Below are 15,414 nucleotides of genomic sequence, written 5' to 3' on the forward strand. Positions count from 1 at the left end.
ATCATGTCAATGACCTCCTTCGTTCAAATCGTCATCAACGTGCCAGCCATTGCGGGAGTGTTCGATTATGTCGTACCCCAATCCCTCGTGGGGATGGTGGGAGTTGGGCATTTGGTCATCGTCCCATTTGGCAAACAGACCGTGCAGGGAGTTGTCTTCCGCTTCATTGACCAGCCGTCTGTGCGCGATGTGAAAGAGGTCATCGAACTCGTTGACCCTGAGCCAGTTTTGACTCAAGCGCAGATCGCGTTGGCGGAGGCGATGGCAGAGTCCACACTCGCGCCGTTGGCGGCGGTGGTGGGATTGTTTTTGCCAGTGGGGTTAAGTCAACAAGTGGATACGCTTTACGATTTACGATTGTCGATTAACGATTTACGATTACCCGAGGGGAGTGGGATTAGCCCGAAGACTCAACGATTGACAATTGAAGATCGGTTGTTGAATCTGTTGCGAGTTAGAGGCTCATTGCGCGGACGTCAAATTGACACTCACTTCTCCAAAGTGGACTGGCGCAAGACGGCGGGATTTCTCGTGAGAAAAGGCGTGTTGTCGGCGCGGTCTGTGTTGCCGCCGCCGAGGGTGAGATCAAAGTTCATTCGCGTTGCCCAGCTTGCAGTCACACCAGAAGAAGCGGAAGTTGAGATGCCGACTCTGGGGATGAAGCAGACGCTCGCGCGTAGGCAGTCCGCGTTGCGATTCTTGATCCAGCAACCCGACGCGATCAACGTCTCGTGGGTGTACGCCGAAAGCGGATGCAATCTCGCCGACTTGCAAGAACTCGAAGAGCGCGGCTTGATTCGATTGTTCGAGAGCGAAGTGTTTCGTGATCCGTTGGAGAAAACAGGTAAACAGGTAAACAAGGAAACAAGTACACAAGTAATTGAACTTACACCTGAGCAGAGCTCTTCACTCAACGAAATCACAAAAGCAATACGCAGTACGCAATACGAAGTATTTCTTTTACATGGCGTCACAGGTTCAGGTAAAACAGAAATTTATTTACGCGCCGCTGAAGACGTGGTGAAGCGCGGAGGACAAGTGATCGTGCTTGTGCCTGAGATCGCGCTCACACCGCAGACCGTGCGACGATTCTTGAATCGATTCCCTGGGCAAGTGGGGCTTGTCCATTCGAAACTTTCGGAGGGCGAGCGATATGACACGTGGCGTCGCGCGCGCGCGGGCAAGCTCAAGGTCATCATCGGCGCGAGAAGCGCGCTCTTCGCGCCTCTGCCGAACATCGGTCTCATCGTTGCGGATGAATGTCACGACTCGTCGTTCCATCAAGCCGAGCCGCCGTTCTATCACGCGGTGGACGTGGCGCAGACGTACGCGCGTCTCTGCGGCGCGGTGTGTGTGCTAGGCTCTGCCACGCCGACAATTGAACAGCGATTCAAATCCGAAACGAATCAACTTCATAAATTGGATTTACCCAAACGCATCGTCGAATCAGGATTGCCTCCCGTCCACATCGTGGACATGCGCGACGAATTGAAAGCGGGTCAACGCGGGATCTTCAGTCGGCTTCTGCTTCGTGAACTTGAGTCCACGCTTCAGCGCGGCGAACAGGCGATCCTCTTCCTCAACCGACGCGGGACTTCAACGTACGTATTCTGCCGCGATTGCGGACATGTGTTGAAGTGTCCCAACTGCGACACGCCGCTGACATTTCACACGGAAGATAAAGAACGATTGCTCTGTCACCACTGCGGATACGAACGCGGCAAGCCGAAGACTTGTCCGCAGTGTGGAGGGAAACAGATCCGCGAGTTTGGGCTCGGCAGTGAAAAGGTTGAAGCGGAAGTCAACGCGTTGTTCCCCAAAGCACGGACTCTGCGCTGGGACTGGGACACGACACGCCAAAAAGACGCGCACGAAATGATCCTCACACACTTTGCGAATCACAAAGCGGATGTGTTGGTCGGCACGCAAATGCTCGCCAAAGGATTGGACTTGCCGATGGTCACTCTTGTCGGCATCGTGCTTGCGGATGTGGGTCTGCATCTGCCTGATCCGTTCGCGGCGGAACGAGTCTTTCAAGTGTTGACTCAAGTGGCAGGGCGCGCGGGTCGCGGTGAACGCGGCGGGAAAGTTGTCTTGCAAACGTTTGACCCTGCGAATCAAGTCATCCAGTCTGCGGCGGGGCATGACGTGGACGGCTTTTATCAGCACGAGTTGGAGAATCGCAAGCGGCTAGGCTATCCTCCGTTCGCGCGTCTGGTGCGACTCGAATTCAGGAGCGACGACCAAGCGTCGGCTGAGAAAGAAGCGAAACGTGTTGCGGAGAAGTTGTCCATCGTCCATCGTCCATCGTCTAACGTCATTGGACCCGTCCCGTGTTTCTTTTCCAAAGTGGCGGGGTTGTATAGGTGGCAGATCATCCTGCGCGGATCGAATCCAAAAGAATTGTTGCGCGACGTAAAACTCGACGGTTGGCGCATAGAAGTTGATCCGATTAGTTTGCTATAATCAATTTAAATTCGGTGGTCGAGTAGCCCTGAGCGAAGCGTAGCGAAGCGTAGCGAAGACGAAGGGCGTATCGAGACCACCATGCTAGCAAGAATAATTTTGTGACTTGTTGGTCTCGGTACGCCGCGAAGAACAAAAGCGCGGCTACTCGACCAACGAGGTTTAGAGGAGACATAATGCAAGCATTTTCACGTGGTTGGTCGTTTCTCAAACAAGCCTGGGCGATGGCGTTCAAAGATAAAGATTTATTGAAGCCGTCAATTTACGCGTTGATCGTTGGGATGATCGTTTCGGTCATCGGTATCATCCCCATCATCGGCGTGGCGTTCCTGCTCGGCGATTCGCAATTCGGGCAGATTATCATAGGCATTCTCGGCTTGTTGATGATCTTTGTACAATACGTCATCACATATATTTTCTCGGCGATGACCGTGTACTTGATCTACGGCTATCTCGCCGAAGGCGACGGTCGCATGGATCATGCGTGGGCAATTGTGCGCCGCGACTTCTTCGACATTCTCTCGCTCGCGCTGGTGTCCACACTCGTGACGTGGTTCCGCAACGCCACGCGCAACAACCGAGGGCGCAATAATTTATTTGCCAGCCTCGCCACTGGACTCTTGCGTTCGCTCGGCGGCGTGTTGGAAGCGTTGTGGCTCGAAACGTCGTATCTCGTTTTGCCCGCGATGGTCATTGACGATCTGAACTTGAAGAACGGTTTACAACGCATCTGGAACATCACCAAACAAAACTTATTGTTGATCGGCATCGGCTTCGTCGGCATCCGCTGGGTGACGGGACTGATCGGCTTCCTCCTCGGCTTCGGCGGATTCATCATCGCGCTCGCCATCGGCGGCGGAGCAGTGTACGCGACTGGCGGTTTCGGCGTTGTTTCAATTGTGGCAATCGCTGTCGGCGTGTTCATCTTCTTTGCGCTCGTGATGATCGCAAGCGTCATCACTTCATATACAAACGCCGCGTATCACACCTGCCTCTATCTCTGGGCGCGCGAAGCCGAGAAAGCGCAAGTTGCTGGGCAGGATATTCATGTCGCCGCGCCCGCGCCTCTTGCGGCTGTTTTGGGCTAGTTTCCGCGCTGAGCGGAGTGAGACCATGTTTTTTGGTCGAACGCAGTCGAAGCGCATACATCAACAATTGAAAGTTGGAATCACACGTGCCCTTCGACTTCGTTCCTCGTGGCGCTTTGCGCCACTCGTCACTCTGCTCAGGGCGAAAATAAAAATATGCAACCCGAACCTCGACGCGAATTAATTTCATGGGATGAAGTGGATCGTCTCATTGACCATCTCATCCCGCAATTCAAACGCGAATTCACCGCGATGGTCATCATCACGCGCGGCGGCATCGTCCCTGCGGGCATGCTTGCCGAAGCGATGGACATCACGCACGTCCTCACCGCGGCGGTGGACTTCCCCGCGCAACTCGCCAAAGAAAAATCCATCATGGCGTGGCCCGAGTTCATCCAATTCCCCGCTGACGAAAAAATGCGCGGTCGCCCAACTCTCATCGTGGACGACATCTGGGGATCGGGTCGCACCATCACCGCGGTCAAGAATCGCGTCTCTGCCGCGGGCGGCTTCCCCGAAACGTGCGTCCTGCATTTCAACCCGTATCGAAACCTGTTCGGCAACAATCGCCCCGATTACTACGCCGCCGTCACCGACGCCTACATCGTCTACCCGTGGGAAGTGGATCGGGGAACGGATCAAGTTTTGCTCGGAGAAATATAACCATGATCGTTCAGCAGTTGAACTGCTGAACGATCGAAATGGGATAACAAAAAATCCCCGAAAATTCATCGGGGATTTTTTGTCGCTTCCTTCTCGACGGGACGGCTGATTCAGTTTCCTGATTCCTTTTCGCCGCCCCATCCGATCTGTGTAGCCAGCGTCCTCTAACGCTGGCGATTGTTTATCCAACCGTTACGGCAACGCCTCGAAACCTGAGATGCTGTAATACATTTCCTCATCAGCGATTTGCTGACTGATATCAATAGCCACCTCCGCAGGGAAGCCGTACGTCGCATCATACGTCACGTTGACCGAGTCCGCGCCTTCTTTGATTGCCGCGTCGATCTCTGCAAAGAGCAGGTCTATCGTCGCGTGAGGCGCGAAGAACGCATAATTCGGATCGGTGTCAAGCACGAGAGTTCCGTCCGCGGTCGCCATGTGAACGATCTGACCGTCTTTCACTTCAACAGTCAACGGCATCTGGTCGCGGAACGCGCAGAAACAGCTGATGTTCAACTCGAAACGATAATGCGTGATGTTGGCATCCTCCCATTTTTGCTGGTTGCGCGAGAGTTCGCTCCCGCCAGCCGAGCAAGCCACTAGAATAAAAGCGAGTACGATAAGAATTAACTTTTTCATTTTGTCTCCTTGTCCAGAAGGACGACGGTGTATGAAAAAATGTTCCTCGAAATGACGTGAGTTCAATCCCGAAGGGATGGCAGGATTGTTGAACATGACCCGAGTCGCCATCAAATCCCGAAGGGATGACATACCTTCACGAAAAACCCATGACACCCCTTCGGGGTTAGACCGCCTATTTTGTGCTCTACCATCATTTCACTCCTTCGGAGTTTCAACCATCATGCCCGCCATGCTCATCTGCCCCTTCTTGCACGGGGACGTGTAGAACAATATCCTCGCTGTTCTTGAAGTGCAAAACGACCTCCACCATATCTCCTACTTTCGCCTCTTCCTTGAGACCCACCAACATCACATGCAAGCCGCCCGACGCAAACTCCACATCCTCGCCCGAAACCAGCGGCACCGACTCGACCATCCGCATCTGCATCACATCGCCCGCCATGCTCGTCTCGTGGATCTCCACCGCCGCCGCGATCTCCGTCGAAACGCCGACCAGTTCATCGTCCGCCGAATAATTGTGGATCACAAAATACAACGCGCTGTTTCCGCCCTGTGGGGCGGACCTTATCCACGCGTCGCGAATCTCAATCCCCTCCTTAGGCGCGCAGGCGGCAACCAACAGAAAAATACTGAACAGCACGATCGACTTTTTTTTCATTTTAGATTCCTTTTCGTTGAATTATTTGAGTTGGGCATAATGCCTTCCGCGCCAACTGACGCCTTTGCCCGAAAGCGTCAGCCATGCGGATGCGATCATCATCGCGGCGAAGATGCCCGCGCCAAGAGGTGTGGAGAGCGAATAGAGCGGAGAAATTCCCATTTGACTCGCCGCCCATCCGCGCGCGATCAGAATCGCACCCCAAAGGGTCAGCGCTTCGGTGAGAACGATCAGCGCGATCAATCCGCCGCCGTTAATCATCCATAGCAACCCCAATCCCAGCCAGATCGGTAGGAGTAACGCCGCCATCAACGCCAGCGACGCTCCAATGACTCCGAGCCACATCAAGACAGGTTGACCGCGAAGCCCGAGGTACATATTCTTTGTCCAGCCTTCCCACATGGAACTTAACGATGTGTACATTCGTGTGCTAATGAGCGCAGTCCCGTCGGCAAGCGCGAGACGATCCCCGCTCCACTTGACGCGCTCCGCCAGAGCTTGATCTTCGACGATCTGGTCGCGCACGCTGGCATGCCCGCCGATTTTCTCGTAGACCTCGCGGCGGATGAGGATGAATTGTCCGCTGGCGATGGCGTCTTTGTAAGTCGGGTCGTTTACTTTGCGCGGATTAAAACCGACCGACAGCGCGGTGACCACAATGGGCATAACGGCTTTCTCCCAAAACGATCCCATGATCTGACGGTGAAGCGTGGTAAACAAATCCGCTTGAACCTCCATCGCTTTGACGTAGCAGGAGGAGAGCGCTTGCGGCGAAAGAAAAGTGTCCGCGTCTACGAAGCATAGCCACTCGCCTCGCGCCGACGTGGAGGCTTGGTGCAAGGCGTGAGGTTTGCCGACCCAGCCCGAAGGGAGGTCCGACCCGCTGATGGGGTGGAGGCGTGAATCGAGGGTGGCGAGTTCCGCCAAAATGCGAGGAGTCGCGTCGGTAGAGCGATCATCCAGAACGATAATCTCGAAGTTTGGATAATTCTGCATGAGCGCCGATTCGACGCACACCCGGATATTCTGCTCCTCGTTCCGCGCGGGAATGCAGATCGAAATGAGCGGCGCGTTTTGCGGAGGCGACGCGGGTTTGACGATGATGTCAATGCGGGAATGGCTGTGCAGCCAATAGACTACGACAATTCCCCCGATGCAAAAAACTGATGAAAGGACAAGATAGATCATAGCGGGCGGTTAAATAATTTGTAACGTCGAACCTCGTTCGGTCTTCTCGACCTCGATTCTCGTCGGAAACGCGTCCTTCAATTCTTCGAGATGTGTGATGACGAGAATCTTGGCAAAATCATTCTTCACCAGATTGATCGCCTCGACCAACCGCTGACGTCCCAGCGTGTCTTGCGAGCCGAAGCCCTCGTCAATGACCAGCGTTTGCAAGCGCGCGCCCTTCCGCTGGGCAAGGATTTCCGACAGCGCGAGCCGAATCGCAAAGTTGACGCGGAACGCCTCGCCGCCCGAGTACATCTCATAACTGCGGATGCCCGCCGCATCGCTGATCTGAATATCGAGCGTTTCCCTCAAATCCTCGCGCTTCTTATCTTTGTATTCCGACTGCGTCACAAACCGAATGGACATGTTCCCATCGGATAGACGATCTAGCAACTCGTTTGCCTTCTCTTCGATCTGCGGCAATGCCTGCTCGATCAACAAGGCGGGGACTCCGTTCTTGCCGAAGGCTTGTTCGAGCGTCCGATGCCGCGCGATCTGCTTTTGGAATTCTTCGCGCTCTTTTTCATAGTTCGCTTTGCGCGCGCGTTGACTCTTCAACACATCCACGCGTTGTTGCGCCCCGCCGAGTTCGCCCCGCGCGCGGTTTTCCTCTTCACGTAATCGGAACAACTCGCGCTCCGCTTCATCGAGATTCGGCGCGCCCGCTTCCGCCTCTTTCAAAGCCAACGATGCAGCATCGTATTGCTTTTGCCCCTCCTCAACTTCATCTCTCCACTTTCTACTTTCCTCATTCAGATTCGCAATCTCACCCTCGATCTGCCTGTTCACTTCCTTCGCCGAGCCGAGTTCGCGATATTCATTCTCCACTTCTCTTAATTCTCGTTCTTTTCCTCGCGCTTCATCGTGCGCCGACGCGTCGTAGCCAAGTTTGGCTAATTCCTTATCCAGTTTGGCGAGTTGCTTTTGTTCATCCACCGCGAACTTGCCGCCATCCAATGCTTTCTCCACATCCTTCAACCGCTTCCTGCCAGTGGATTCCCAATCTTTTGCCAACGATTGCAACCGTTCCAATCGCTCAGTGAGTTGCGAGATTTCGCTTGCATATTTCACGCGCTCGTTTTCGGCGGAGCCAAGGGAAGTAATTTGTAATTCGTAATTGGTAATTTGTTCGGCAAGGTCAGCCGCTTCTTTTTGATTCGCGCGATACGCGTCACCTTTTTGTTTGCCGTCTTCTTCCAACTGCTTAAGCGTGGACTTGCGATGTTCCTTGCTCAACTCCTGCCCGCATAAAGGGCAAGTCGCGCCGTCTGCCGATTTGAGCGTTTCGATTCGATCTTTCAACGTATTCATGTCCGCTTTGAGCGAATCGTTTTCCACTTTCAACGCGGCTTGCCTCTCGCGTCCCGCGTTGCGTTCGCTTTCAATCTTGGCGCGTTCATTGACCTTTGCCTCCGATTCGCCCAACAGTTTTTGAGTTTTCTCGATCCCGCTTTTCAACTCACTGTTCACTGATAACTGATTACCGATCTCCTCTTCCTCCACCGCCAACGACCGTCGCTCCTCCTCCAACTTCGCCTTTTCGACCGAAATTCTTTCCTGCAACGGCGCGCGCTCTTTTTGATGATCGTGAAACTCTGCCGCAGTCTTCTCCCAATTCTCTAATTCTTTCCGCGCTTTTTGCCACGCCTTATATTCCGCTTCGATTTCCTTTGCGCGATTCACAAGGTCGGCATACGAGGCGCGATCCGATTCTTTCTCAGCGAGTCGACTCTCCAACGATGCGAGAGCCGCGCGTGAGCGTTCGAGTCCCGCCGCGAGCGTGGAGGTCATCTTGCGTTGCTCCTCCACCAGCGCCGCGTTCCGTTTTAGATTTTGCATCACGGATTCTTGCGCCTCCCTCGCCGCCGACAATTGTTTCAGCGACGATTGAAGTTCCCCCAGCCGAATCTTTCGCGCCTCCTCTTCGGCGAGTTCCGCGTCGATCTCCGCCACACGTCCGTCAATGATTTCGACCTCCGATTCAATTGCCTTGCGTTTCTCGGCGGCGCGATTTTTATATTCATCCCAAATTTCAAGCCCAAGGATGTTGCTCAGCACTTCCTTGCGTTTGCTCGCGTTCTGTTGCGTGAACTGATCCGCCTTCCCCTGCAAAAAAAATGACGCGTTGACGAACGTCTCGTAATCCAACCGCAGCGTCTGTTCGATCCGCGCCTGCGTGTCGCGCGTTGTCTTTTCGGTGAGAGGTTTCCATGTCCCGTTGACCATGGACGATTGACCTTTGACATTTGACTTCCCTTCTTGGTCTATCGTCCATCGTCCATCGTCCAGTATCTGAAACTCCAATACCGTACTCTTTCCTCTCGGCAACGACCGTTGCACGCGATAGGTGTTGTCTTCATGCTTGAACGTGAGGATCACCTCGGCGGCTTTCACATCCGCGTGCAGGTTGATCACGTCACTGCTTTTGCCGCGCGCCTCGCCGAACAGACTCCACGTGATTGCATCCAACAGCGACGACTTCCCCGCGCCGTTGTGCCCGGAGATGCACGCAAGATCGAACGAGTTGAAATCCAATTCAACGGGATCGCGATAAGAAAGAAAACCTGAGATGCGGAGATGGAGGGGGATCATTGTTGACGAAGTTTCTTTGTCGCAGAGAACACAGAGACCATTGAGTTATTAAAATTTTTTCTCAAAGAACTCTGCGATCTCTGTGGCTAAAGTGAGTAATTTGCCTTATGATGATAGATTATAATCGAACCACCATGTTCGAAGCCTCCGACAAGATCGCCCAGCGCCGTTTGACTCTGATCATCATCACGCTTGCCACGCTTCCATGTTATTGCGTAGGGTGGATTGCCATGCTGGCGGCGCCCAATTCGAGCATCACGCTGACGCCGACCATCAGTTCTACAGCCGCTAATAACCTAACCGCAACGGGCACGCTTCAAATTACGCCTGCCACTACCACAGCGCCAAATATAATTTCACCGACAGTCACAGACACCCCAACACCGACAGGCACGCCAACCTCCACAGTCACCCCTACATTGTCATTCACACCGTTCCAGCCCGCTAGCCTCACGCCATCGTTCACGCTTACTTCATCCCGCACGCCGTCGCCTACCCCAAGCGTCACATTCACGTTTACTTCCACATTCATTGCTACAAGCACAGACACGTTCACATTTACTCCATCACCGACACAGTCCACGCCAACGAACACATCCACGCCTTCATTGACTCCCTTCCCAACGCCATGACCGATATTCTTCCATTCCTAAAAACATTAATCTCCTCTTCGGGAATCTCAGGCAATGAGACTCCTGTTGCGAAACTCATCGAAGAAAAGTGGCGCCCGCTCGTGGACGAAACGCGCCTCAGCCGCGTCGGCTCACTGCATGGACTCAAACGCGGTTCAGGCAAGAAACATCCCTCGATCATGATCGCCACACACATGGACGCGATCGGCATGAGGGTGAGTCACATCGTGGATGGATTCCTCCGCATCACCAACGTGGGCGGGATCGATGTGCATGTGTTACCGGGCGCGGAAGTAACGATTCACGCCTCGAGTGGGGCTGACTTGCCTGCGGTCATCGCGATGCCCCCTTCGAGATTGCTCCCCGAATCCGCTGGCGACGGCGCGCTCGAGATCGGCTACCTGCTCGTGGACACGGGTTTGACTCCGCGCGAGGTGGAGAGAAAAGTCAAAGTGGGCGACCTGGTCTCCTTCGCGAATGAACCGATGGAACTCGCTGGCGACATCCTCTCAGGGCACACAGTTGACAATCGCGCCTCCGTCGCCGCGTTGACAGTCTGCCTGGAGGAGTTGCAATCGAAGCCGCACGTGTGGGATGTGTGGGCAGTGGCAACCGTGCAGGAAGAGACGAGTTATCTCGGCGCGTACACGTCTGCGTTTGAGATTCGACCGCAAATTGCGATTGCTGTGGACGGCACATTCGCCAAAGGACCCGGAGCGAACGGTTGGCAGACTCACACGATGGGCAAAGGTGTGGGCTTGTGTCTCGGACCGAACATACACCCGTTCTTGCACAAGAAACTCAAAGAACTCGCCGAGCGACTCGAGATCCCATGGTTTTTCGATGTTACCGCCGGTCACTCAGGCACTGATGCCTACCCGATGCAAGTCACCGCCGAAGGGATTCCCACCGCGCTGGTCGAGTTCCCCATCCGTTACATGCACACGCCTGTGGAGTCTGTCGCCGTCAAAGACATCCAACGCGCGGGGCGCTTGCTCGCCGAATTTATTTCTTCGCTTGAAGAAAATTTTGTAGAAACAATAACTTGGGACGATTAAATATGAGGCGGGAGCAGTTCAACTGCTCCCGCAACTAATAATCATTTCTCTAATCATCTAATCATCTAATTCTCCACTCCTCTAATCCTCTGAATCCCAATGCCAACCTCCCCAACCCCTCCCTTCAAACTGCTCGAAAAACTTTGCAACGTCATCGCGGTCTCTGGCGATGAAAGCGAAGTGCGCAAGATCGTCCTCGATGAGATAAAAGACTACGCGGACGATGTTCGAGTGGACGCGCTAGGCAGCGTCCTTGCGACCAGGTTGGGGCGGGGAGCGAAGCGTGTGAAAGTCATGCTCGACGCGCACATGGACGAGGTCGGCTTGATGATCGTCGCTGAGGATGGCGAAGGCATCTATCGTTTTGAAGAGATTGGCGGCATCGATCCGCGGCATCTTGTGGGCAAGCAGGTGTATGTCGGCAAAGAGCGCGCGCCCGGCGTGATCGGCGGCAAGCCCATCCATTTGATGGAGTCGGGTGAGCGCACGCGCAAAGTTCCCATCGACGCGCTGCGCATTGATCTCGGACTCGCGGGCAAAGCGAAGGTTGGCGATCGCGCGGGCTTTGCGACGAAGTTTCGCCGCGTGGGTCCTTCGATCATGGCGAAGGCGCTTGATAACCGCATCGGCGTTGCCACATTGATCGAGTTGTTCAAACACGCGCCGTCGAACATTGATCTGTGCGCGGCATTCACGGTGCAAGAGGAGATCGGTCTGCGCGGCGCGAAAGTCACGGCGCAATATTTCAATCCCGATCTTGCGATTGCAATTGACTCGACGCCTGCGAACGATCTGCCCAATTTTGACGGGAACGAAAACACGACCTACAACACCAAACTCGGACTCGGTCCCGCGATTTATGTTGCGGACGGTTCGACTCTTCACGACCCTCGGCTGGTTCGCTTTCTTCAAACGGTCGCGGCGTCTGCAAAGATTCCATATCAACTCCGCCAGCCCGGAGGAGGCGGCACAGACTCCGCCGCGATCCAGCGCGCGCTCGCGGGAATCCCGACAGTTTCCGTTTCTGTGCCGCATCGCTACACTCATTCGCCCGTCAGCCTCTCGCGCGTGGACGATTGGAAGAACACTCTGGCGTTGTTGCACACGGCATTGAAGAAGATTACGGTGGATCTGATTGGGAAAAGGTGAACGCAAAATGTATACAGGTACACACGTAAACAGGTACACAAGGCAAAAGATGTGTTGCGTTTTGCAACGCCGTGTTTACGTGTTTCCTTGTTTACGTGTTTACTTGTCTCCGTGTCTACCACCCAAAGAGCGCCCATGAACGGACTCATCGCCCTCGTCGGCGCTGGTGAATATCTGCCTGTGATGGAAGAGGTGGATCGCTATCTGCTGTCTAGCGTCAACTCGAAAACACCGCGCGTCGTTTGTCTTCCCACCGCGGCAGGGCAGGAAGGCGACGAGAGCGTCAACCGCTGGTCGCGCATGGGAATGGAACACTTCCAAAAACTCGGCGCGGATGCGCAGGCTCTCCGCATCATTGACAAAGAGTCCGCGAACGATCCGCAATTTGACTCGGCATTGGAAAACGCGGATTTCATTTATTTCTCTGGCGGCAATCCGCTTTACTTGTTTCAAACCATGCAAGGCTCGCGCGCATGGGCGTCCATGAAAAAAGCGTGGAGCAAGGGAGCGGTCTACGCGGGCTGTTCGGCGGGAGCGATGATCCTCTCGAAGCGCGTGCCGAGTTTTCGATTAGCTCAAAACGTGGATGGGTTTGGCGTCATCCCCGCGCAGTTCATTCTTCCGCATTTCGATGAGATGCCGCTCGTGTTCAAGCCAATGATCTTTGCCTTGCGAAAGGGACTCAAGAAAGGCGAGCGCATGCTCGGCGTGGATGAAAACACCGCCCTCGTCGGCGCCCTTCGACTGCGGTCTTCGACCTCCGCTCAGGGCGGCGAATGGAAAGTGATGGGTCGCGGCACAGTCCACCTCATCACCCGCGACAAAGACAAAGTTTTCAAAGTCGGCGAAACCGTGCCGCTCAACTAATTCTCTAATTCTCGAATCCTTCAACTTCGCTCAGGACAAGTCTCCAGTCTCCAATCTCTAATTACCAATTACCAATAACTCAATTCCCTCCCCAAGGAACTCTCCATGAAACCTCTCCTCAAACAACTCACCGAAATCTTCGGACCATCGGGTTACGAAGAGAATATCCGCAAGTTGGTGCGCGCGGAAGTGAAGCCGCTCGCCGACGAGATCAAGGTGGACGCGCTTGGCAACCTCATCGCGCGGAAACGCCCGTCGAAATACACCAAAGACACAAAGAAAATCATGATCGCCGCGCACATGGACGAGATCGGGCTGATGGTGAGTCACATTGATGAGAACGGCTTCGCGCGCTTTTCGAACATCGGCGGGGTGTTTGGGCGGTATGTGCTGGGAGGGCGAGTCCGCTTTTTGAATGGCACGGCAGGCGTCATCGGGTTCGATCGTTTTGACAAAATGAACGAAGTCCCCCCGCTGGATAAAATCTATATTGACGTGGGCGCGACAAGCAAAAAAGATTGTCCCGTGAAAGTCGGCGATGTCGCCGCGTTTGACCGTTCGTTTGTCGAGATGGGAGATCGTCTCGTTGCTAAATCCATGGATGATCGCGTGGGCGTGTTGGTTGCGATTGAGACGCTGCGAGCGTTAAAGTCCACGCCGCATGATGTGTATTTCGTGTTCACCACGCAAGAGGAAGTTGGCACGCGCGGGGCGGGGACATCCGCATTCGGCATTGACCCCGACCTCGGCATCGCGGTGGATGTCACTGCCGCGGCGGACACGCCCAACGCGCTCAAAATGGAAATGAAGTTGGGCAAGGGTCCATGCGTCAAATTTCAAGACGGGGGCATGATCGCTGATCCGCGCGTGGTGAAGTGGATGATCCGCACGGCGGAGAAAAGCAAGATCCCATATCAGCGCGAAGTCCTATTATTCGGTTCGACCGACGCGCGCGCCATGCAACTCACGCGCGCGGGCGTGCCTGCGGGTTGTCTCTCCATCCCTGTGCGTTATGTTCATTCGCCATCCGAAATGGTGGACTATAACGATGTGCAGAATTCCGTCAAGTTGTTGACGGCTCTTCTGCGCGCGAAAGTTGAGTTGAGTGGATAAGATGTCTGATTGGAAACGAACAACAAAAGAGTTGGGATTCGAAAACCTGCGCCCCGAGTTATTGCAGGCAATTAACGGACACATCGAGAAATACAACCTCGGCGAAATTTTATCCGATGCGTTGATGTGCGTTCAAACGGATTCAGAAAAGATCAAAAAGGGATTGTTCGGCGGGGCGGAGGTGGTCTACGCGGGCGCGGTCGTCACTCCGCGCTGGCTGGTGTGGGCGACAAGCGGGACCAAGACCCAAACTTCCGCCTCGTCTGCCCAGTTGAACGATGTGACGATCCAGGATTATGCCGAATCGTCGTTTGCAAACATGATTCCCGATTCGGGACTCAACGTCAGCGGCAGGTTTACCGACGCGTCTGACGACGGGTTAATCTTCATCGGCTTGGACGACAACGCGGCAGGGGCGAAGTTCAAAGAGATCGCGCTTCAAACCGCGCAGGAAGCAAAGCGATAATCAGTGGACTATGAAAATAGTTCTCGACGCGGTTGCGCTGCGTCGAGGCAGGCGGCGCGATGCGCCAAGCCAATCGAGCTGTCGCCTGAACTTTCGTGAAGCGCTGATCATGAATATGGCAGAACTTACGCAGTTGGCGGGCAGTTGTACTGCCGCCGCCGCAGTGCAACTACGGCGCAGCAGGTTCAACTTCGTAAATCCCATATGGAAATCCGCGACAATCCGTGAAATCTGAGGCGATGGTTTGTTTTCACACCCAAGCCCACAGCATCCATAAACCAAGAATCAAAACTCCGATTCCGAAGCGAGCGGCGAACGACCAGCCCCAGCCGACCATGTACGCTTTGGTCGATTCGATGGCGGCCGTTTTATCGCGCAGTCTGTAATATTCCAAGCCGAACAACGCGAGCGGAGCGCTTGCCAGACCAACGATGGGGGTGAGGAACAAACTTGCGACGAGACTTGCCGCGAACGCCAGCAGGATCGAACTCCACGGCACGAACTTGTCGCGCATTTTACGGGCGATGATAATGTTGTCCACGATGTTGCCTGCGATCATCAGGAGGGTGATGACGGCGAACAAGACCCAATCCCAAAACGTCATGCGTTGCGCCACGCTTTGTAGGAGCGCATACACCAGAGTGGCGAGCCACATCACGGTGATGCCCGGGAAGATCGGAATGATCAAGCCTAGCAGCCCGATTATTAAGACGGCAAGTGTTAGCCAGTCAACAATAAAAATCCATGCGACTTGAAAGAAAGAGACTAATTCGGGAGGAAGCATATTCAT

Annotated in this window: 14 protein-coding genes; 9 read left to right on the forward strand and 5 right to left on the reverse strand. The window is 54.4% G+C overall.

The window, feature by feature from the left end:
* The first annotated feature begins 3 nt into the window (after nucleotides 1–3).
* The 3 genes from priA to AC16KF_RS04315 all read left to right on the forward strand — a co-directional run bounded on the left by priA (nucleotide 4) and on the right by AC16KF_RS04315 (nucleotide 4,217).
* Nucleotides 4–2,466 (forward strand): primosomal protein N', encoded by a 2,463-nt coding sequence (gene priA / locus AC16KF_RS04305; RefSeq protein WP_484036067.1) that lies wholly within the window; start codon nucleotides 4–6, stop codon nucleotides 2,464–2,466.
* A gap of 176 nt (nucleotides 2,467–2,642) precedes the next feature.
* The gene (locus tag AC16KF_RS04310) at nucleotides 2,643–3,554 is read left to right on the forward strand and encodes a hypothetical protein (RefSeq protein WP_484036068.1); all 912 of its coding nucleotides are present in this window, start codon (nucleotides 2,643–2,645) and stop codon (nucleotides 3,552–3,554) included.
* Between the two features lie 156 nt (nucleotides 3,555–3,710).
* Nucleotides 3,711–4,217, forward strand: coding sequence for a phosphoribosyltransferase (locus AC16KF_RS04315; RefSeq protein ID WP_484036069.1), 507 nt, complete (start codon nucleotides 3,711–3,713; stop codon nucleotides 4,215–4,217).
* Nucleotides 4,218–4,409: 192 nt separating this feature from the next.
* On the opposite strand, the gene AC16KF_RS04320 is transcribed toward AC16KF_RS04315, so the two are convergent.
* The 4 genes from AC16KF_RS04320 to AC16KF_RS04335 form a co-directional block, all read right to left on the reverse strand.
* Nucleotides 4,410–4,856 (reverse strand): DUF6174 domain-containing protein, encoded by a 447-nt coding sequence (locus tag AC16KF_RS04320; RefSeq protein ID WP_484036070.1) that lies wholly within the window; start codon nucleotides 4,854–4,856, stop codon nucleotides 4,410–4,412.
* A gap of 214 nt (nucleotides 4,857–5,070) precedes the next feature.
* A complete protein-coding gene (locus AC16KF_RS04325; protein ID WP_484036071.1) occupies nucleotides 5,071–5,517 on the reverse strand; it encodes a copper chaperone PCu(A)C in 447 nt (148 codons plus the stop codon).
* Between the two features lie 21 nt (nucleotides 5,518–5,538).
* Nucleotides 5,539–6,705 carry a glycosyltransferase family 2 protein gene (locus AC16KF_RS04330; RefSeq protein WP_484036072.1) on the reverse strand — a complete coding sequence of 389 codons (1,167 nt, stop codon included), beginning with the start codon at nucleotides 6,703–6,705 and terminating at the stop codon, nucleotides 5,539–5,541.
* Nucleotides 6,706–6,714: 9 nt separating this feature from the next.
* Nucleotides 6,715–9,339, reverse strand: a complete 2,625-nt coding sequence (locus AC16KF_RS04335) for an AAA family ATPase (RefSeq protein ID WP_484036073.1) — start codon at nucleotides 9,337–9,339, stop codon at nucleotides 6,715–6,717.
* A gap of 107 nt (nucleotides 9,340–9,446) precedes the next feature.
* Here AC16KF_RS04335 and AC16KF_RS04340 point away from each other — a divergent pair, with 107 nt between their 5' ends.
* From AC16KF_RS04340 to AC16KF_RS04365, 6 genes are all read left to right on the forward strand, one after another.
* Complete coding sequence (locus tag AC16KF_RS04340) at nucleotides 9,447–9,971, forward strand: hypothetical protein (RefSeq protein WP_484036074.1); 525 nt, start codon at nucleotides 9,447–9,449, stop codon at nucleotides 9,969–9,971.
* Complete coding sequence (locus AC16KF_RS04345) at nucleotides 9,968–11,029, forward strand: zinc-binding metallopeptidase family protein (protein WP_484036075.1); 1,062 nt, start codon at nucleotides 9,968–9,970, stop codon at nucleotides 11,027–11,029. Before AC16KF_RS04340 ends, AC16KF_RS04345 begins: the two co-directional genes overlap by 4 nt.
* Before the next feature lie 99 nt (nucleotides 11,030–11,128).
* Entirely contained in the window at nucleotides 11,129–12,178 is a 1,050-nt protein-coding gene (locus tag AC16KF_RS04350; protein ID WP_484036076.1) for a M42 family metallopeptidase, read from the forward strand.
* 135 nt (nucleotides 12,179–12,313) lie between these two features.
* Complete coding sequence (locus AC16KF_RS04355) at nucleotides 12,314–13,045, forward strand: Type 1 glutamine amidotransferase-like domain-containing protein (protein ID WP_484036077.1); 732 nt, start codon at nucleotides 12,314–12,316, stop codon at nucleotides 13,043–13,045.
* Nucleotides 13,046–13,150: 105 nt separating this feature from the next.
* Nucleotides 13,151–14,158 carry a M42 family metallopeptidase gene (locus AC16KF_RS04360; RefSeq protein ID WP_484036078.1) on the forward strand — a complete coding sequence of 336 codons (1,008 nt, stop codon included), beginning with the start codon at nucleotides 13,151–13,153 and terminating at the stop codon, nucleotides 14,156–14,158.
* A 1-nt stretch (nucleotide 14,159) separates the two neighbouring features.
* The gene (locus tag AC16KF_RS04365) at nucleotides 14,160–14,624 is read left to right on the forward strand and encodes a hypothetical protein (protein WP_484036079.1); all 465 of its coding nucleotides are present in this window, start codon (nucleotides 14,160–14,162) and stop codon (nucleotides 14,622–14,624) included.
* Between the two features lie 250 nt (nucleotides 14,625–14,874).
* On the opposite strand, the gene AC16KF_RS04370 is transcribed toward AC16KF_RS04365, so the two are convergent.
* On the reverse strand, nucleotides 14,875–15,408 hold the full coding sequence (locus AC16KF_RS04370) for a DUF456 domain-containing protein (protein ID WP_484036080.1): 534 nt from the start codon (nucleotides 15,406–15,408) through the stop codon (nucleotides 14,875–14,877).
* Nucleotides 15,409–15,414 lie beyond the last annotated feature (6 nt).

Source organism: Candidatus Defluviilinea gracilis, assembly GCF_057138825.1.